General features: G+C 49.7%; 15 protein-coding genes. 11 read left to right on the top strand and 4 right to left on the bottom strand.

From position 1 onward, the window contains the following. The 9 genes from ACO0LI_RS09910 (at position 1) to bamC (ending at position 10,075) form a co-directional block, all read left to right on the top strand. Positions 1-1,356: an ABC transporter permease gene (locus tag ACO0LI_RS09910; protein WP_423032422.1), complete on the top strand. Its 1,356-nt coding sequence runs from the start codon at positions 1-3 to the stop codon at positions 1,354-1,356. Between the two features lie 178 nt (positions 1,357-1,534). After that, the gene (locus ACO0LI_RS09905) at positions 1,535-3,847 is read left to right on the top strand and encodes a TonB-dependent receptor plug domain-containing protein (RefSeq protein ID WP_423032421.1); all 2,313 of its coding nucleotides are present in this window, start codon (positions 1,535-1,537) and stop codon (positions 3,845-3,847) included. Positions 3,848-4,029: 182 nt separating this feature from the next. Beyond that, on the top strand, positions 4,030-4,884 hold the full coding sequence (locus tag ACO0LI_RS09900) for a 3',5'-nucleoside bisphosphate phosphatase (RefSeq protein WP_423032420.1): 855 nt from the start codon (positions 4,030-4,032) through the stop codon (positions 4,882-4,884). Between the two features lie 75 nt (positions 4,885-4,959). Further along, positions 4,960-5,835: a protease HtpX gene (gene htpX / locus ACO0LI_RS09895; protein WP_423032419.1), complete on the top strand. Its 876-nt coding sequence runs from the start codon at positions 4,960-4,962 to the stop codon at positions 5,833-5,835. A 50-nt stretch (positions 5,836-5,885) separates the two neighbouring features. Then, on the top strand, positions 5,886-6,509 hold the full coding sequence (locus ACO0LI_RS09890) for an L-threonylcarbamoyladenylate synthase (protein ID WP_422950999.1): 624 nt from the start codon (positions 5,886-5,888) through the stop codon (positions 6,507-6,509). Between the two features lie 49 nt (positions 6,510-6,558). Further along, a complete protein-coding gene (locus ACO0LI_RS09885; RefSeq protein WP_423032418.1) occupies positions 6,559-7,254 on the top strand; it encodes a site-2 protease family protein in 696 nt (231 codons plus the stop codon). Between the two features lie 31 nt (positions 7,255-7,285). Further along, the gene (locus ACO0LI_RS09880) at positions 7,286-7,843 is read left to right on the top strand and encodes a class I SAM-dependent methyltransferase (protein WP_423032417.1); all 558 of its coding nucleotides are present in this window, start codon (positions 7,286-7,288) and stop codon (positions 7,841-7,843) included. Between the two features lie 99 nt (positions 7,844-7,942). Beyond that, positions 7,943-8,827 (top strand): 4-hydroxy-tetrahydrodipicolinate synthase, encoded by an 885-nt coding sequence (gene dapA, locus ACO0LI_RS09875; protein ID WP_422951002.1) that lies wholly within the window; start codon positions 7,943-7,945, stop codon positions 8,825-8,827. A gap of 84 nt (positions 8,828-8,911) precedes the next feature. Beyond that, positions 8,912-10,075 carry an outer membrane protein assembly factor BamC gene (gene bamC / locus ACO0LI_RS09870; protein ID WP_422951003.1) on the top strand — a complete coding sequence of 388 codons (1,164 nt, stop codon included), beginning with the start codon at positions 8,912-8,914 and terminating at the stop codon, positions 10,073-10,075. A 164-nt stretch (positions 10,076-10,239) separates the two neighbouring features. Here bamC and ACO0LI_RS09865 read toward each other — a convergent pair whose 3' ends face one another. Then, positions 10,240-10,668 (bottom strand): DUF1841 family protein, encoded by a 429-nt coding sequence (locus tag ACO0LI_RS09865; protein ID WP_422951004.1) that lies wholly within the window; start codon positions 10,666-10,668, stop codon positions 10,240-10,242. Between the two features lie 111 nt (positions 10,669-10,779). Between ACO0LI_RS09865 and ACO0LI_RS09860 the strand changes: the two genes are divergently transcribed. Beyond that, positions 10,780-11,361, top strand: a complete 582-nt coding sequence (locus tag ACO0LI_RS09860) for a malonic semialdehyde reductase (RefSeq protein WP_422951005.1) — start codon at positions 10,780-10,782, stop codon at positions 11,359-11,361. A 70-nt stretch (positions 11,362-11,431) separates the two neighbouring features. On the opposite strand, the gene nth is transcribed toward ACO0LI_RS09860, so the two are convergent. From nth to ACO0LI_RS09845, 3 genes are all read right to left on the bottom strand, one after another. Then, entirely contained in the window at positions 11,432-12,079 is a 648-nt protein-coding gene (gene nth / locus ACO0LI_RS09855; protein WP_423022470.1) for an endonuclease III, read from the bottom strand. Then, positions 12,076-12,780: an electron transport complex subunit RsxB gene (rsxB, locus tag ACO0LI_RS09850; protein WP_423032446.1), complete on the bottom strand. Its 705-nt coding sequence runs from the start codon at positions 12,778-12,780 to the stop codon at positions 12,076-12,078. Before rsxB ends, nth begins: the two co-directional genes overlap by 4 nt. Before the next feature lie 113 nt (positions 12,781-12,893). Next, entirely contained in the window at positions 12,894-14,129 is a 1,236-nt protein-coding gene (locus ACO0LI_RS09845; protein ID WP_423032416.1) for a polyhydroxyalkanoate depolymerase, read from the bottom strand. A 520-nt stretch (positions 14,130-14,649) separates the two neighbouring features. Here ACO0LI_RS09845 and ACO0LI_RS09840 point away from each other — a divergent pair. Continuing rightward, positions 14,650-18,942, top strand: a complete 4,293-nt coding sequence (locus tag ACO0LI_RS09840; RefSeq protein ID WP_422951009.1) for a response regulator — start codon at positions 14,650-14,652, stop codon at positions 18,940-18,942. The last annotated feature ends 18 nt before the right edge of the window (positions 18,943-18,960 follow it).

Below are 18,960 nucleotides of genomic sequence, written 5' to 3'. Positions count from 1 at the left end.
ATGACTGCCCTGATCGCACTGATACGAAAAGACCTGATCCTGTTCCTGGCGGACCGTCGCGCTTTATTGCTTAACCTGGTGATGCCCATACTGTTGGGGGCATTCTTTGGGTTTGTCACTGGCGGCAGAGAGGCCAAAGATGCGGCCAAGATAGAGATCGCCGTGATCAGTCAGGATGATCATGTGATCAGCCAGAAAATAGTAAAGGGCCTGAAGGAAGAGGCCACTCTGTCAGTCAAGGAATTACCCCTTGAAGAGGCCAAGGCTCTGGTGCTGAAAGGCAAGCTCAATATGGCGGTCCTGATACCTGAAAAATTTGGTGATCAGGCTGGCGGAGCCTTGTTTGGTGGCAAGGAAAAACCAGAGCTGCTTATTTTTTACGACCCTTCTCAAACTGCGGTGTTGGCTATGGTCAAGGGTATGTTGACGCAGCAAGTCATGCAAAGTGTCAGTGCCGAAATGTTTGGTGGCAAATCAGGTACCAAGTTCATAGACCAGAGCCTGCAAGAGCTGGAAAAGATGGATGAAGCCAATAAAAATAAAGGTGAGCTGCATAACTTTCTTGGTAGCCTGAAAAAATTTCAGCTTAGCCAGCAGAAAACTGAGCTTGCAGATACTGCTGCAGATGCGGGTTCAGCAAGCGCTTCTGCTGCAAAATCAACAGATGCAGCAAAATCAGCAAAGGCCGCAAATACTGGCTTGAGCATGCCCTTCCTTACCAAGGATCAGGCCATGACCGCAGGTGACCCAGTCACCAATAAATACAATGGTTATGCTCATTCATTTGCAGGCATGAGTGTGCAGTTTATTTTATTCATGGCGATAGATGCTGGCATCGGCATACTGCTGGCCAGGCGGTTGGGTTTGTGGAACCGCTTGCTGGCCGCGCCAGTTGGCCTGAATACAGTGCTGATCGCCAGGGCGCTGTCATGTGCCCTGATCGCCTGTGGCCTCATGTGTTTTATTTTTCTGGTCGCGGTTTTTGTATTCAATGTGCATATAGCAGGAAGTCTGCCTGGCTTCATCGGCGTAGTGGTTTCTTTCTCCCTGATGACAGCCAGTTTTGGATTGTTGATTGCTGCCTTTGGCAAAACCCCTGAGGCAGCGCGTGGCATATCGGTGTTTGCGACCCTGATCATGGTTATGCTCAGCGGTGCCTGGATGCCTTCTTTCATGTTTCCGCAATGGTTGCAAAGCCTGACCCTGATTGTGCCTACACGCTGGGCTGTCGATGGTCTGGATGCCATGACCTGGCGTGGCCTGGGGCTGGAAGCTGCTTTGCCCGCAGTGGGCGTGCAACTGGCTTTTGCTGCTGTTTTTGGTGTAATTGCGCTATGGCGTTTCCGTAAAGCCTGAAAACCATAGATTTTGTCTGGTATCACAAAGTAACCATCTCAAGCCCACTGTTTCAATTCTATACAAATATGAACCGGTGTTTGCTGGTATTCAAGCTTGCTTAAAAATACAATCCTGACATGAGCGAGCGCTGCCTGTTTGCGCTCATGCAGTTTTTGTATTTTCACGTTTGAAACCTATGTATCCAAAATTTAGATTGCGTACCCTGACACTGGCGGTTGCCAGTGTTTTCTCAGTGACCACGTTTGCTTATGCGCAAACTACCCCTCCTGAAGCCATCAAAAGTACTGAGGAAAATTCTCAGGACGTGAAAGCCAAAGCCAAGACAGGCGACAAAAAAACTGAAGCAGCCAGCAAGGACAATATACAAAAAGTCACCATCAATGGTGGCCGTACTGACCAGGAAGAGCGCCGCCAATCCACTGCAGCCAAAATTATTTTCGGCAGGGAAGAGCTGGACAGGAATGGCGATAGCAATCTCGGGGAGGTGTTGAAACGCCTGCCCGGCGTGACTGTGGGCGGCAGGCCAGGACGTGGCGGTGATATACGCATGCGTGGCATGGGCAATGGTTATACCCAGATACTGCTTAATGGTGAACGTGCGCCACGCGGCTTCTCCATGGACAGCCTGACACCTGACCAGGTAGAACGCATAGAAATCATACGCGGTACCGTGGCTGAATACAGCACCCAGGCGATTGCTGGCACCATCAATATTGTTTTGCGGGAAGAGTACAAGCAAAAAAACACGGATCTGAAACTGTCGCTCGGTGTAGAGCAGGGTAGGCTTGCACCCAACGTGTCGATTACTGTGCCTGGAGAATTCGGTAACCTGTCTTATGCCTTGAGTGGTTCTATTTCCCAAAATCGCCAGCATGATGATGGCAATACATTGACTGACGAAAAAGATCCGGTTGGCAATGACATGTTAGTGCAAAATCAGCATGATCAAACCAATCGCAAGACGACGGGCATACATCTGACTCCGCGCTTCAATTATAAATTTGAGAATGGCGATACCTTGATGGTGCAACCTTTCTTGATGAATTCACGCAGTGACTCCAATACTCGCAGTGATGTTGCCGAGATTTTCCGCGATCCAAACGCCACCAATATCACCACTCAGCGTTTTGCCCTGGCAACCTCGTCCGCGCATGGAGAAACCACCTTCCTGCGTGGCTTTGGTAACTGGCAGCATAAGTTTGAAGACAATGCCAAGCTGAATATCAAATTTGGTGGTGGCTTGGGCAAGATGGAAAACTCTTCGCTGCGCTATCAGTTTGATAGCGTTGGCAATCAGCTTGATGTCATCAGTGATATCAATAATACCCGTGACAGCAGCCTCAATACTGGCGGCAAGTATAGCAAGCCTTATGGGGAAGGGCATACCCTGGCGGCAGGCTGGGACCTGGAAGTGGGCAAGCGTAGCCAGACCCGTGTTTCGCTGGATAATGGACAACCACAATTCGCTGAGTCAGGAGATAATCTGGACGCCAGCACACGGCGCATGGCGGTGTTTGCACAAGATGAGTTTGATATCAACCCCCAGTTTTCTGCTTATGCAGGCTTGCGCTGGGAAGGTATTAAGACCAGCAGTACGACGGCCAGCGGCGTGATAGAAAATACCAGTAGTGTCTGGAGCCCGGTGTTGCACGGTGTATGGCGTATACCAGGTGCAGGCAAGGATCAGGTCAGGTTGAGTTTGACGCATAGCTATCGTGCGCCAGCCTTGAATGACTTAATTGCCTTGCCTAGTTATTCGAATCAAAACAGCAAATACCGTCCAGACCGCACGGGAAATCCTGACTTGAAGCCGGAATTATCCAAAGGGCTGGACCTGGCCTTTGAACATTATCTGACGCGTGCAGGTATCATCAGTGCTAATTTCTTTGTGCGCGACATTGATAACCTGATACGCAGGCGTACTGATCCAGTCACAAAATTGGTGAATGGTGTGCCTGTAACCCGTGAGGTTTCCATGCCCGTTAATATCGGTCATGCCACGACCCGTGGCATAGAGCTGGAAGCAAAATTCCAACTGCAGGAATTTTTCCCTGATGGCCCGGCGATCGATGTACGCAGCAACTATAGCCATTTCTGGTCCAAGGTCGATGAGATTCCGGGACCAAATAATCGCCTTGATCAGCAACCCAGCCAAACTGCAAATTTTGGCCTGGATTATCGCCCAGCAGGCATCCCTTTGACTGTAGGCGGGAACATCAACTGGACACCCGCTTATGAGGTGCAGAGTAGCGTGGAGCAATTAAATACTACTGGTATAAAACGTCAGCTAGATTTGTATGGCTTGTGGAAATTCAGTCCGACTTTACAGGTACGCCTGTCTGCCAATAACTTACGTGCCAATGATTACTTAACAAGTAGTTCTATTGTCGCGCCTGCGACGCCAGTGTCTCCTGCGATCAACCGTGCTGATTACAATACATCAAGAACCTACACCACCTGGACATTGCGTGTAGAGATGAAGCTGTAAGTCATGCCATAAAAACAAAGGATCGTGCAGTGCAGCACGATCTTGTCTTGGAGAGTACAATACTTCAGTAGGGCGGTGTATAGGTGCACGATGTATAGATGCATACACAAGCAATTCCTGGCTAAAACAGGCAGTCTGGAAAAAAATAAACACCGCCAGCCTGATTTTCCACCGTACTCATCATGTTATCTCCAGAATTAAATGCCGATTTACATAGCCACTCCGTCGTCTCTGACGGTGTGTTGACACCGTCGCAACTGGCAGAGCGCGCCAAGTTAAATGGGGTGGATGTCTGGGCACTGACTGACCATGATGAAGTGCGCGGCATCCCTGAGGCGCGTGCTGCGGCACTGGACCTGGGCATGGGATATATTGCCGGGGTAGAAATCTCGATTACCTGGGCTGGCAAGACTATCCATATTGTTGGCCTCAATATTGATGAAACCAATCCTGATCTGGTCAGTGGCCTGGCGCAAACACGCTCAGGCCGTGAGCGTCGTGCGCGTGATATGGCGGCGGAGTTGCTGAGCAAGGCAGGTATAGCCAATAGCTATGAAGGCGCGCTCAAATACGTCGGCAACCCTGACCTGATTTCGCGTTCACATTTTGCCCGTTACCTGGTGGAGATTGGTGCCTGCGCCACGGTGTCCGACGTATTCAGACATTATCTGGCAGATGGCAAGCCAGGTTTTGTTCCTCATCGCTGGGCGACTCTGGCAGAGGCGGTGGGCTGGATATGTGGTGCCGGTGGTGTGTCTGTAGTGGCACATCCTGGGCGCTATGATCTTAGCCCATTGGCTTACGATGCCTTTTTTACCGAGTTCAAGAATCTTGGTGGCCTGGCAATAGAAACTGTGACTGGTAGCCACACGGTGGATCAGTATGAGGAATACACCAGGATTGCTGCGCATTATGGTTTCTTGTCCTCACGTGGTTCTGATTTTCACTCTCCTCAGGATGCCGAGGTCGATATTGGGCGTTTGCCACCCTTGCCAAAAATAGCAAAACCTGTGTGGGAGCAGTGGTCTCTGGCTTGAAGATGCTGCCTTGAAAACGCGGGTTTAAGCCATATGTAACAGGGCATGAATCGTGTGTTCCTTTGGGAGGTGTTCATGAAGCGCATAGTCTTGTTCTTGCTGACAAATCTGGCGGTGATTGCCGTCATGTCGGTTGTGCTATCCGTGTTGGGCGTTAACCGGTTTTTGACGGCGAACGGCCTGCAATTATCGACCTTGTTGGCATTTTCCCTGGTTGTCGGTTTTACCGGGGCCATATTTTCGTTGTTGATCAGCAAGCCCATGGCGAAATGGTCAACGGGTGCCAAGGTCATTGAATCTCCATCTACATCAACCGAGCTCTGGCTGGTCAATACTGTCAAGGCCCTGTCTGAAAAGGCGGGCATCGCTATGCCTGAGGTGGCGATCTATAACGGTGAGGCCAATGCATTTGCCACTGGTGCTTTCAAGAATTCTGCACTTGTTGCTGTTTCCACTGGCTTGCTGGAGGGGATGACTCGGGAAGAGGTAGAAGCCGTACTCGGTCATGAAGTGGCGCATATCGCCAATGGCGATATGGTGACCATGGCACTGATACAGGGTGTGGTGAATACTTTTGTGGTATTCCTGGCCCGGGTAGTTGGTTACGCAGTGGATAAGGCAGTATTTCGCAATAATGATGATGACAGGCCGGGCATAGGTTATATGATCACGGTATTTGTATGTGAGATACTGTTTGGTATTGCTGCATCCATGATCGTTAACTGGTTTTCGCGTCAGCGTGAATTTCGTGCAGATGCCGGTTCGGCGAACTTGCTGGGTAACCGCCAGCCCATGATGCATGCCTTGGCAAGACTGGGTGGTTTGCAACCGGGCGAGTTGCCAAAATCGATGGCCGCATCTGGCATTAGTGATAAACCTGGCTGGAGTGCTTTATTCTCTTCTCATCCGCCACTAGAGCAACGTATTGCCGCATTACAGAACATGCGTTAATTTTATAATTATTTTGCGGCGGTAGCTGAGCTACCGCCTTTCTTCTTTTTATGAGCCAATTTTTTCAAATTCACCCTGATAATCCCCAACTGAGATTGATCAGGCAGGCCGTGCAAATTATTGATGATGGCGGCATCGTTGCCTTGCCTACCGATTCTTGCTATGCACTGGTTTGTCATCTGGACGATAAGGATGCGGTCACGCGTCTGCGCAAAATTCGCGGCGTTGATGAAAAACACCACCTGACCTTGCTGTGCCGCGATCTGTCTGAAATTGCACAATATGCCAAAGTTGATAACAGCCAGTACCGCATGTTGAAGGCTGCTACACCAGGACCCTATACCTTCATCCTGGAAGCGACCAAGGAAGTGCCGCGCCGCCTGAGCCACCCATCGCGCAAAACCATAGGCTTGCGCGTACCGGAAAACTCTATCACCCATGCCTTGCTGGAAGAGTTGAAGCAACCTTTGCTGGGCACCACACTGATCTTGCCCGATGAAGAAGAACCTTTGACTGATCCTGAGCAGGTCAGAGACAGGCTTTCAAAACTCGTCGATCTGGTCATTGATGGCGGGGCTTGCAGCCTGGTGCCGACAACCGTCATTGACATGACCGGCGGAATTCCAGAACTGGTGCGCCAGGGACGTGGTGACGCTGCTTTGTTCGGATTGTGATGGCAGGGGCAATTTCCTCTTCAACGACAGACTTAAATAGAAATACTCAATGGACCTGATAATCCAAACAATCTGCATTTATGCGCTACCTGTTATTTTTGCGATTACCTTGCATGAAGCGGCTCATGCCTATGTCGCCAAATACCTTGGTGATTTGACAGCCTATAGCCAGGGCAGGGTAAGCTTGAATCCCATGGTGCATATAGACCCAGTTGGCACCATTCTGATTCCTGTTGTTCTGGCTGTCATTTATATTTCTACGGGGACCGGATTGTTATTTGGTTACGCCAAGCCGGTGCCAGTTAATTATTCCAATTTGAAAAAACCTAAGCGTGATATGGCCTGGGTTGCTCTGGCCGGGCCTATGGCAAATCTAATCATGGCATTTGCATGGGTGTTGCTTGCCGCATTGATACAAAAGATGCAGGTGCAGGAAGAGTTTTTCCTGAGTATGGCTAAATTTTTTATGAGTATGGCCAACGCAGGTTTGATCGTTAATCTGATGATGTTTGCCTTCAATCTGTTCCCCATCCCCCCGTTGGATGGGGGTCGCATACTTTTTAGCCTGCTGCCGCATAATCTGGCATATAAATTTGCGCAGATTGAACCATATGGCTTCTTCATCGTCATCGGTCTTGCGATGATGAATGTGCTTGATTTCTGGATGACGCCAGTTATGCTGGCAGGTAACTTCTTGTTATCCCTATTCATGTATCCCTTTAGCCTTTTATTGGGAGCGGGTTGATGCTGGCATTTTGCACTCTGGAGTTCTTCTTTTGAGCCTGCCTTCAAGCTGGTTGCAACGCTACCTTCATTTGCTTAATGCAGATGCCGGGCAAATACTTGATTTGGCCTGTGGTACTGGGAGAAACAGTTTCTATCTGCACTGCCTTGGGTTACCTTTGTTGGCTTTGGACAGGGATGTTGCAAGCCTTGCTGGCATGCAAGCCGCAGGTATAGCGACTAAAGGGCATGATCTTGAGGCCGGCGAGGGTGGCTATGACTGGCCTTTTGCCGAGCATAGTTTTACCGCCATCATCGTCTGTAACTACCTGCACCGGCCATTATTCCCACACATACTCGCCAGTCTGAAACCGGATGGTTTGCTGATTTATGAAACCTTTGCTGCCGGTAATGAGAATTTTGGTAAACCCTCTAATCCTGCATTTTTGTTACGATCAGGCGAACTTCTGGCGCAAATGCAGTCTAATCCCGCAGTGACTATGTCCATCATCGCTTACGAAGATGGCTATGTCGAGCAGCCTAAGCCAGCCATGGTGCAGCGTATTTGTGCCAGAAAAACTGGAAAAATCAGTGTTTTGGATAAGCTTTGAAGCAAATGCTCACAAGTTTAGAGGCTTATTCCAGCTATTTGCGCCCCGTTTAGCAGCGTATCCGCTACAATCAGGGTTTTACTTTTTTCTTGCATTAACATGACAAAGATTCAGGGTAGTCTGGTTGCGATCGTAACCCCCATGCATGCAGATGGCAGTCTTGATTTGCCTTGTTTGCGCAAATTGATAGACTGGCATATCGCCGAAGGCACAGACGGCATCGTCATCGTTGGTACGACAGGTGAGTCTCCCACTGTTTCTGTCGAGGAACATTGCGAATTAATACGTGTGGCGGTTGAGCATGCCAATAAGCGCATCCCTATCATTGCCGGTTCTGGTGGTAATTCGACTGAAGAAGCGATCAACCTGACCAAGTTTGCCAAGCAGGCGGGTGCTGATGCTTCTTTGCAAGTCGTGCCTTATTACAATCGTCCTACCCAGGAAGGCATGTACCAGCATTTCAAAAAGATTGCTGAATCTGTTGATATTCCTATTATCTTGTACAACGTACCTGGCCGTACTGTTGCAGACATGTCGAATGAGACTATACTGCGTCTGGCGCAAGTTCCTGGCATTATCGGTGTCAAGGATGCAACAGGCAATATCGCCAGAGGTACAGACCTGATACGTCTGGCCCCAGCTTCTTTCGCCGTATATTCTGGTGATGATGCGACGGCAGTAGCGCTGATGCTGTACGGCGGCAAAGGCAATATCTCGGTGACTGCCAACGTTGCTCCCAAAGCCATGCATGAATTGTGTGCAGCTGCCATGCGCGGCGATGTCAAGGAAGCCGTTGCCATCAATAACCGCATGATTCCTTTGCACAATAAATTGTTTATCGAACCTAATCCTTTGCCAGTGAAATGGGCGATGGTAGAAATGGGTTTGATACCAACTGGTATTCGTTTGCCTTTGGTAACGATGGCTGAGCAATATCATGAAACCGTTCGCGCAGCAATGCGTGAGGCGGGTGTATTACAATGACTCCCCCTGAACGGCTTGGAAACTTGCACGTTTGCTTCACGCAGTTTTAATTGATACTCGATACTAATACGTAGGGACTTTCACATGGCAAAAAGCTTTGTTGCTAAAAACGGCATCATAGGCGCGCTGGCGCTGGCAGGTTTGACTGGCTGTAGTTCGATCGGCAATATCCTCGAACCTAACAAGATCGACTATAGAAGTGCCAGTAAGGCAACGACTGCATCCCTGGAGGTGCCACCAGATTTGACGCAAATTCGACGCGATAGTCGTTTTTCCATTCCTGAAGCAAACAAAAGCAGTGCTACAGCATCCAGCTACAACCTGGAAAAAGGAAATAAAGTCGCCACTAACTCTGGCGTAGTTGCAGTCAAGCAAGTGCAGAGCATGCGTATAGAACGCAATGGCAATGCCCGCTGGCTGGTCGTTAAAGACACGCCTGAAGCCCTGTGGCCACAATTGAAAGACTTTTGGCAGGAACTGGGTTTCCTGATCAATGTGGAAAACCAGGAAGCTGGCGTCATGGAAACTGATTGGGCAGAGAACCGCGCCAAGATTCCTCAGGATATTATCCGCAGTACCCTGGGTAAAGTGCTTGATTCTTTGTACTCAACGGGTGAGCGTGATAAATTCCGTACCCGCATTGAGCGTAGTGCTAATGGCGAAGTAGAGATCTATATCAGCCATCGCGGCGCACAAGAGGTACTGGTTGGCGCGCAGAAAGATGGTACGGTATGGACACCTCGTGCTGCTGATCCTGGCCTGGAAGCTGAATTCTTGTCACGCCTGATGGTGCGCCTGGGTTCTGATGGTGAAAAAGCCAAAACTGCTGTGGCGTCACCTGCCGCAACAGGCAAGCCGCACTCTCAATTGCTGAAGGTTGATGGCAAGACTTTTGTTGAAGTGGATGAGGCCTTTGACCGTTCGTGGCGCAGGGTAGGTCTGGCGCTGGACCGCATAGGCTTTACAGTGGAAGACCGTGACCGTTCCCAGGGCTTGTACTTTGTCCGTTATGTTGATCAGGACATCGATGCCAAGACTAAAGGCGCCAGCGAAGGCTTCTTCTCACGCCTGTTCTCGTTCGGCTCATCCAGCGATGCAGCCAAGAATGCGCAGAAATACCGCATTCTGGTCAAGAACACGACGACTGGCGAAACCAGCCAGGTATCCGTACATGGCAGTGACGGCAAGGTTGAATCTTCACCAGTGGCAGACAAGATCCTGCAACTCTTGAACGATCAGCTGAAATAATAGTTGGTTACGTAAAAAAAGCGAGGCTGAGCCTCGCTTTTTTGCTTTGTGCCGACAGAATCTAAAGTGCCTATGAGCGGCGCGGTGGACGGCTCAGGGTGGGGATGGATTTCGGTCGATTAACCTTAAATGAATTTGTGTACAGTCAGTCGATAATACGCAGCTTAGCTGCAGCGCATCTTCAGCGATTCTATATACGCTTGCCCATCTGGCGGCAAGCCTGTCCTTTGTGAGTTCCATATCATTTCCCCCAGACATTCCATGATTTCATGGTGTGCTTCATGTTCAGACTGATGTTTTCTGGCCAGTATCTGAAACGCCTGTTTGATGCCGGGTGGCTGATCAACCGAGATTTGCTCGGCTATCGATAAGTGCATGGACAAGTGCAGGAAGGGGTTGGTCTGACCCTGATCCACACTGTAGTTGGCTTCAAGGGCTTGCTCTATATCTGCAAGCTCATTGTCGTACTCGGGATGCTGCCTGATCCAGTCAGAGGCAATGATTTCTATTGGTGTCAGTATCAGGTTTTCGCGGGTTTTTCTAAAGGTTTCACAAAAAAAACGGCGTACATCGTGCTGGCTAGGGGTGAACATGGCTGGTCCAAATTAAAAAGTGCGCCTATTGTAAAAGGTATTTTCTTTTGCTGCCCTGAAGCTTTTGACGACTTGAGTTATTATCCTCCGATTATTTGAAAGGAATACTCCATGTTATCCAAAGACGCTCTCGACACCTTGTTTACCAATGCACGTACCCACAATGCCTGGCTGGACAAGCCGGTTACTGATGTGCAGTTGCAAGAAATATATGATTTGATGAAATGGGGCTCTACTTCTGCCAATTGTTCTCCTGCTCGCATAGTATTTGTCAGGTCCGAAGCTGAAAAACAAAAATTGCTGGGTTGTGTTTCCCAGGGTAATTTTGAAAAAACCAAAACAGCACCAGTGACTGCCATCATCGGCATGGATATGGAGTTTTTTGAAAAGCTGCCGCAATTATTCCCGCATGCAGATGCCCGTTCATGGTTCGTTGGCAATCAAGCCAATATCGATGCAACGGCTTTCCGTAACTCATCGCTGCAAGGGGCTTACTTCATGCTCGCCGCACGCGCTGTGGGCCTCGATTGCGGTCCTATGTCGGGTTTTGATGCAGACAAGCTCAATGCTGCCTTTTTTGCCGGCACGACGGTTAAAGTCAATTTCATCTGCAATCTTGGTTATGGCGATGCACAGCAATTGTTCCCACGTTCCCCGCGTCTGAGTTTTGATGAAGCGTGCAAGATAGTCTGAATCTCTTGATGCTCTGTTAAAAAACAAAAGCCTGCAAAAATGCAGGCTTTTGTTCTTGCGTGAATGCTTTTTAAACTGAATCGGGCAAGGGCGTCTTTTGCTTGAATTCACATAAGTCGGCGATCATGCAGTTCCAGCACTTGGGTTTTCTGGCAATGCAGGTGTAACGGCCATGCAATATCAGCCAGTGATGCGCATCTTGCTTGAATTCTGCGGGCACAAATTTCATGAGCTTTTGCTCGACGATATCGACATTTTTGCCTGGTGCAATACCGGTGCGGTTCGATACCCGGAAGATATGCGTATCCACCGCGATAGTCGGTTCGCCAAAGGCGGTATTCATGACGACATTGGCAGTTTTTCTGCCTACGCCGGGTAATGCTTCCAGTGCTTCGCGCTGACGTGGTACTTCACCACCATGCTCAGCCATGAGGATGCGGCAAGTCTCGATCACATTCTTGGCCTTGGTGCGGAACAGGCCTATGGTTTGTATATAGGGGATCAAACCATCAACGCCCAGTGCATGTATTTTCTTGGGTGTATTCGCGACTGGATAAAGTAATCGGGTAGCTTTATTGACTGATACATCCGTGGCCTGTGCCGAGAGCAGCACTGCTATCAGTAATTCGAAAGGCGTGGTGTATTCAAGCTCTGTAGTCGGATGTGGATTTTGTTCTCGCAAGCGTTCAAAAATGGCCTGGCGTTTTGCTGCATTCATTGCTTGTCACCTTTTGCTGAGTCTTCTTGTGTTTGCAGTTTCTTGATGCGCGCTCTTTCTATGGCTGCCGCAATGATGGCTTTCTTGCGTTCCTTGCTGGCAGCTTCTTCTGCACTGAGTGCTGGCTCCGCTTCGAGTGCAACAAGCTTGGCCGCTGCCTTGGCCGCGAGTCGCTCATCATTCTCCTGTTTTTCACGTATCAGGCGTTGATTGCGCAAAGTATAGAGTTGACGCGATTTATCCGCTTGGGGCTGGCTCCAGGCATCCCAGCCGGTTTGTCCTGTTGTGACAGGCAGCATGCTGATGCAATCAACCGGGCAGGGGGCAACGCAGAGGTCACAGCCGGTGCACAGCTCGCTGATGATGCTGTGCATTTGCTTGGGTGCACCGATAATCGCATCGACCGGGCAGGCTTGTATGCACAGGGTGCAGCCTATGCAATAGGCTTCTTCTATCTTCGCTACTGGTCTTTCGCGCTCAAGCCCGTGACTGATGTCCAGCGGAATGACAGTCTTACCGAGTATGCTGGCAAGCCGCACTACACCTTCCTGCCCACCGGGCGGGCATTGATTGTAGTTGGCCGTGCCGTTGGCAATGGCTTCGGCATAAGGACGGCAAGCAGGGTAGCCACACTTGGTGCACTGGGTTTGCGGCAAGGCGTTTTCAAGCTGATCTGCTAGAGATTCTGACACGGTGATCATAAAAGACAATGGAGAGCCGTGATTATCCCCCTAAACATCAACAGCCACAAACAAAAAAGCCACGAGGCCTTGAGCGTCGTGGCTTTTGTTCAGGCTGAATTGACCTGTATGGATCAGGAATGCTGCTTGATGAATTCGCCGATTTTCGGGCAAATGATATCGCGCCAGCGACGGCCAGAGAAAATGCCGTAATGGCCTGCACCCGGTGCCACATAATCCTGCTTCATATTGGCAGGGATGCCGCTGCACAGGTCATGGGCTGCCTGGGTTTGGCCAGGGCCAGAGATGTCATCGAGTTCGCCTTCTACGGTGAACAGGGCAACATTCTTGATATCTTGTGGCCTTACCAGCTTGCCTTCAACTTCCCAGGTGCCGGTTGGCAGGCGGAATTCCTGGAACACGGACTTGATGGTTTCCAGATAGTACTCAGCCGGCATGTCCAGTACTGCATTGTATTCATCATAGAATTTACGATGCTGCTCTGCAGACTCATCATCACCCTGTATCAGGTGCTGGTAAAAGTCCCAGTGGCTTTGCGCATGACGATCAGGGTTCATGGCAACAAAGCCGGTGTGCTGCAAGAAGCCTGGATAGACCTTGCGGCCATAGCCTGGATAATTTGCCGGCACGCTGTAGATCACGGTGTTTTCAAACCACGAGAATTTCTTTTCCGTCGCCAGGTTGTTGACTTGTGTTGGCGATTTGCGTGGATCTATAGGGCCACCCATGAGCGTCATGGTCTTGGGCAGCAAAGGATCTTTGGCTGTCGCCATCAGGGAAATTGCCGCCAGCACCGGTACAGTCGGTTGGCATACAGAAATAACATGCGTGTCTGCACCCAGGAAATGGATGAAATCCTGCACGTAATAAATATAATCATGCAGATGGAAAGGGCCGGCAGACAAAGGCACCATGCGTGCATCTGTCCAGTCGGTGATGTACACATCATGCTTGGGCAACAAGCCGCGCACAGTATCGCGCAGCAAAGTTGCATGGTGACCAGACAGAGGGGCGACCAGCAATACTTTGGGCTGGTTGAGTTTTGTCAGCTCTTTGTCACTCAAGACTTTTTTGAAGTGCAGCAATTTGCAGAAGGGCTTGATGACAGCCGTACTTTGTGCAATTTCTACTTCCTGCTTGTCTATGGTGGTAGAGGTAATGCCAAATTCTGGTTTTTCGTAATCTTTGCCCAGGCGGAACAGTAGTTCATAGCCTGCAGCGATGCGTTGCGAATAGGGTGTGTGCGCCAAAGGTGAAACTGGATTGGTGAACAGTTTTGAAGATGCTTCTGCCCATTGAGTCAGGGGATTCAGAAAGGCGCGATTGAGCTCATGAAATTGATAAAGCATAGTGAATCTTTCAAATAGGGGGCCACGCATTCACTCGGTCAAAACAGGATAGCCGGGACCAAATGACACAGGGCGAAACAAGCTTAGAAAAAACACTTAATCAAACTGTTGCGAACTGCTGCAATGCATCATAAACCAGTTTTAAAAATTTTTGGCTGAGCAAAGGACTTGCGCAACTTGTTGGTGTGAATTAATGTTAAATTATTGATTTATATACAATGATTTCTTGTGGAAATGTTGAAATTTAAGTTATTTTTCAAGAATTCGCTGTTTTGTGCTGTTTTGTGCCGTTTCGTTTACTGTCGCAAAACGTAAAAAGACCTGTTTCGCGTATTTATTCAGGTAAAAGACACAGTTTCAGGCAATGTTCATCCATTGGCAGGTCACTCGCATTAATATTGCGGTATGTGCAGTGCCTGATACAAGAATAATGAATTTGAGCCGGTGCTTGAGTGTGGATATGACTCAGGTTCAATTAGATTTTTCATCGCATCATTTCTTTTCTGAAGAGCCGAGCAGAATGAGTAAAGATAGTTCTCTAGCAGAAATCCACTGGCGCGAGCTTTGCCTCGATGCCTTGGACTTGATGCGCGATAACCCGGCAGATGGCCGCAAGGTGGCCGTCGCCATGCGTCTGCAAGATGCCGTTAAAGCCAACCCCACTGCCTTGATTGCTGCGGATCTGATCGACGCTTTTGCTGATTATTTTGATGATCACATGGAGCAGGCAGCCCCCGTATTTGACCGTGCAGCAACGCTGTTTGAATCAGTGGATGAGCATGAGGGCATGGCATTTGCCCTGTTTGGCACTGTTGCAGTCTGGCGTCGCCGTGGCAAGGTGCAAGATGCCTATGCGCTTTGCCATTCACGCATCGTGCCGGCTTTGCGCATGAAGGTCAGCCGCATTTCTGTCGTTGTCTATAACACTCTCGGTATTTTGTCTCAGGAGTTGGGATATACCGAAGAAGCCATACGGCATTTTTACACTGCGTTGAATGACGCCCGTGCACTGCAAATCCCCAACCGTGTGGCACAGGTAACTGCCAACCTGGGGGAGATTTTTTACGTCAGCGGTAATGCGGAAGATGCAGAGGTCTTATTGCAAGAAGCAAGAGATATCGCTGTCAACTCCAGCGAGCGCTGGCTGGCACCTTTTGTGTCGACCATGCTGGCTTTGTGCAAAGTATCGCTGGACAAATATGAAGAAGCCTATCAGGCCATTGCTTCATATATTGGCGGTATCAAGAGCGGCGAAAATTCTGATAATTCCAGCAGGGCATTTTGCCTCTCGGTAGCTGCCTATACGCTGGCCATGCGTGGGCAGGTGGATGAGGCAGATAAACTCAGTGATGCAGCAATGAAGTTGCTGGACAGTTTTGAAGACAAGCATTTGAAGCCGTATAGCTGGTGGGTCAGCGGTCATTTGCACCGCATTCATAAGCGTTATCCAGAAGCCATCCGTGACTTGCGCCGCGGGGTTGATGAAGTCGGCGGCAATGGGTATATCTATATGCCCTTGAGGGCCCTCAAGGAATTGTCCGAGATATTTACCGAAATGGGAGAGTGGAAAGAAGCTTATCACGAGCAAAAGCGCTATCTTGACTTGTTTGCCAAGGCACAGGGCCTGGCTACCCGTGTACACGTGCAAACCCTGCACATCAGGAACGAATTAAAAGAAGCGGAGTTAGCACGCCGCATGGCCGAGCGCGCCATGGTTGAGCGCCGCCAGCTCGAAGATGAACTCAAACGCATACTGGCCGAACGTGAAACTATTTTGGAAAACTCCATCGTTGGCATGGTTTTCTTGAATAACCAGGGGCGTGTGCAATGGGTTAACACCCCGCTGTGCCAAATATTTGGGGTAGAGCGCGATAATGTTCTGGGAGCTTCGCTGGAGCCCTTCTATGAGTCTCGTGAGGCGTATCTGGAATCAGGTGCCCTGGTCAATGAGTCCGTTCTCAAGGGTGTTGCTTTCGAGACTGAATTGAAAATGCGGCGTAGTGATGGCACCGTTTTTTGGGTTCATTTTTCTGGCCGTGCGGTGGATAAAACCAACCTGAACCATGGCACAGTCTGGGTGGTCATGGATATTTCTGCCCGTCGTCAGCTAGAAGAAGACTTGAGTAAGTCCGAGCAGCATTACCGGCAACTTATCAATAACGTGACTGAAGGCATACTGGTTGTACAGGATGGGCGCATCGTTTTTGCCAATCCGCGCGTGCAGAGTCTGACCGGGTACAAGGCTGACGAACTGGCACAGATGTCTTTTATCACCGCCATCTATCCCGACGACAGGCCTATGGTGATTGATCATCATACGCGCCGCCTGCGTGGTGAAGACGTTGAACAGTACTATCATTTTCGCATAGAAAATAACCAAAGCCGTTCCATCATCTGGGTGGAATTATCCGCCGTCATGATAGATTGGGAAGGCCGCCCGGCGACCCTGTCTTTTGTCTCGGATATCACGCAGAGAAAGCTGCTCGAATCCCAGCTCAAGGAAAGCATGGCTGAACAGATACGCCTGCAGACCCTGCAAATGCAAAATGAATTAAAAGAATCCGAAATGGCGCGCCGTCATGCAGAAGAGACGACGGAAGCCAAATCCATGTTTCTGGCCAATATGAGTCATGAAATCCGCACGCCGATGAATGCCATCATCGGTATGGCACATCTGGCTTTAAGAACGGAACTCAATCCCAAGCAAAAAGATTACGTAGATAAAATCCACAAGGCAGGTATTTCTTTGCTGGGCATCATCAATGACATCCTGGATTTCTCCAAAATAGAAGCAGGCAAGCTCAATATCGAACAGGTTGATTTTAATCTCGACGATGTGCTCAATAATATCTCTGCGGTAACGACTGACAAGGCTGACGAAAAAGGACTGGAATTCCTGTTCCGTGCGCCACCAGACATTCCTCGTTATCTCAATGGCGACCCTTTGCGGCTGGGGCAAGTCCTGATCAACCTCATCAACAATGCCATCAAATTTACCGAGAAGGGTGAGATATACGTTACTTGCCAGACACTGGAAATGGCTGGCGGCAAAGTCAAACTCAAGTTTGAGGTGCGTGATACCGGCATAGGCATGTCGGAAGAACAGTCGGAAAAATTATTCCGTCCTTTTAGCCAGGCTGATGAATCAACGACACGCAAATTTGGTGGCACAGGCTTGGGCCTGTCGATTTCCAAGGGCATGGTTGAGTTGATGGGCGGTGAGATTGCCCTGAGCAGCGAAGCAGGTTGTGGCACCTGTGTCTATTTCACGGGCTGGTTTGGTATAGCTCAGCCAGTAGTGCAGCGACAGGTGATCCCCGGTGCCATCAATGGCATGCGTTTGCTGATTGTTGACGATAACCCTGCCGCTGCCGAGATTTTGCAGGAAATACTCTCTGAGTTACCGGTCGATATTGATGTGGTGAGCAGCGGTGCGGCTGCTATGCAAGCTGTCAGGGAAAGTAATCTGAGCTATCCCTATGGCGTCGTATTCACAGACTTGCGCATGCCGGAAATGGATGGGCTGGAGCTCATTACCTACCTCAAGCGTGATGGCTCGTTGCAGCCCACACCTCTTATGGTATTGGTCAGTGCCCATGGTCGTGAAGAAGTCAGTTATCGTGACGATATCGCCTTGCCTGACGGTTTCCTGACCAAGCCTGTGAATGCCTCAACCCTGGTCGATTGTCTGGTTGAGCTGTTTTCCAGCAGCAATTACGCGATACCTGTCAGTCACGGTGTACTCGTGCCCAAATATACCGATTTGCGCGTATTGCTGGTCGAGGACAATGAAATCAATCAGCAGATTGCCCGTGAACTGATGGAGGCCGCCGGTGTTGCCGTCGATATCGCCGGCAATGGGAAAATCGCCGTCGATATGGTGAGCAAGGTCGATCCGGAATTCTACGGCGTCGTATTCATGGATGTGCAGATGCCGGAAATGGATGGGCATGAGGCAACTCGCCTGATACGTGCAGATGCCCGTTTTGATGGCTTGCCCATCGTCGCCATGACAGCGCATGCGATGGTTGAGGAGCGTGAGCTCTGCTTTGCTTCCGGCATGAATGCTCACCTTGCCAAGCCCATTAATCCCAAGGAGCTGTATCACGCTATTTCGCACTGGTGCCCGGCACATGTGACTGGCAGCAATTTTGATAATGTGCAATTACCGATACAGGACATTACTAGCAGCTTGCTGATAGAGGGAATTGATGTTGAAGAGGGCTTGAGCCGCACCCTTGGCAATCGCTCATTTTATCTGGAGCTGTTATCGCGCTTTTGCGATGATCAGCGCCATGTTGCCGAGCATATCCGCAAGGCGATGGAGGCTGGCGACAATCTGCTGGCAGAGCGTTTGGCGCATACCCTCAAGGGCGTGGCTGGTCTGATAGGCGCTAAAGCCATACAGCCTTATGCCGCAGAGCTGGAGTTGAAGCTGCATGACAATGCGACTCTGGCAGAACTGGCACCAGTGCTGGATGAATGCGCGCAAACAATGTTGGTTACTATCAATGCGATAGACCAGGTATTGGCGCAGGAAAAATCCACCAGTAAAGCAGATGCGAAAGTGCTTGATCTGGTGCCGGTGGATCATGAGCTCATGCAGGATTTACTTGTAAAATGCTGTAACTTGTTGCGCGATTACGATGGCGAAGCAGTGGACTTGCTGTTAGAGTCAGGAGAAATGATCGCCAATGCTTTTGGCGTCGATGTGCAAAAACAAATCATGCGTGCAGTCAGACAGTTTGACTACGATGTAGCCCTGAACTTATTAAGCAATAGTGCGAAAAACCTCGGTTATGAAATACTTTGATACGATGGTATCCAGTTT

Source organism: Undibacterium sp. Tian12W, assembly GCF_049339405.1.
GTDB lineage: Bacteria > Pseudomonadota > Gammaproteobacteria > Burkholderiales > Burkholderiaceae_D > Undibacterium.
The sequence above is the reverse complement of the archived record's forward strand: the minus strand, read 5'-3'. Positions and strand labels throughout refer to the sequence as shown.

What these genes read in the sequence shown, in the direction of transcription:
- ACO0LI_RS09900 (WP_423032420.1), top strand. Translation starts at nt 4,030, where the DNA reads ATGTTATCTCCAGAATTAAATGCCGATTTACATAGCCACTCCGTCGTC.
- dapA (WP_422951002.1), top strand. Translation starts at nt 7,943, where the DNA reads ATGACAAAGATTCAGGGTAGTCTGGTTGCGATCGTAACCCCCATGCAT.
- ACO0LI_RS09860 (WP_422951005.1), top strand. Translation starts at nt 10,780, where the DNA reads ATGTTATCCAAAGACGCTCTCGACACCTTGTTTACCAATGCACGTACC.
- ACO0LI_RS09845 (WP_423032416.1), bottom strand. Translation starts at nt 14,129, where the DNA reads ATGCTTTATCAATTTCATGAGCTCAATCGCGCCTTTCTGAATCCCCTG.
- htpX (WP_423032419.1), top strand. Translation starts at nt 4,960, where the DNA reads ATGAAGCGCATAGTCTTGTTCTTGCTGACAAATCTGGCGGTGATTGCC.
- ACO0LI_RS09865 (WP_422951004.1), bottom strand. Translation starts at nt 10,668, where the DNA reads ATGTTCACCCCTAGCCAGCACGATGTACGCCGTTTTTTTTGTGAAACC.
- ACO0LI_RS09890 (WP_422950999.1), top strand. Translation starts at nt 5,886, where the DNA reads ATGAGCCAATTTTTTCAAATTCACCCTGATAATCCCCAACTGAGATTG.
- rsxB (WP_423032446.1), bottom strand. Translation starts at nt 12,780, where the DNA reads ATGATCACCGTGTCAGAATCTCTAGCAGATCAGCTTGAAAACGCCTTG.
- bamC (WP_422951003.1), top strand. Translation starts at nt 8,912, where the DNA reads ATGGCAAAAAGCTTTGTTGCTAAAAACGGCATCATAGGCGCGCTGGCG.
- ACO0LI_RS09905 (WP_423032421.1), top strand. Translation starts at nt 1,535, where the DNA reads ATGTATCCAAAATTTAGATTGCGTACCCTGACACTGGCGGTTGCCAGT.
- ACO0LI_RS09840 (WP_422951009.1), top strand. Translation starts at nt 14,650, where the DNA reads ATGAGTAAAGATAGTTCTCTAGCAGAAATCCACTGGCGCGAGCTTTGC.
- nth (WP_423022470.1), bottom strand. Translation starts at nt 12,079, where the DNA reads ATGAATGCAGCAAAACGCCAGGCCATTTTTGAACGCTTGCGAGAACAA.
- ACO0LI_RS09910 (WP_423032422.1), top strand. Translation starts at nt 1, where the DNA reads ATGACTGCCCTGATCGCACTGATACGAAAAGACCTGATCCTGTTCCTG.
- ACO0LI_RS09885 (WP_423032418.1), top strand. Translation starts at nt 6,559, where the DNA reads ATGGACCTGATAATCCAAACAATCTGCATTTATGCGCTACCTGTTATT.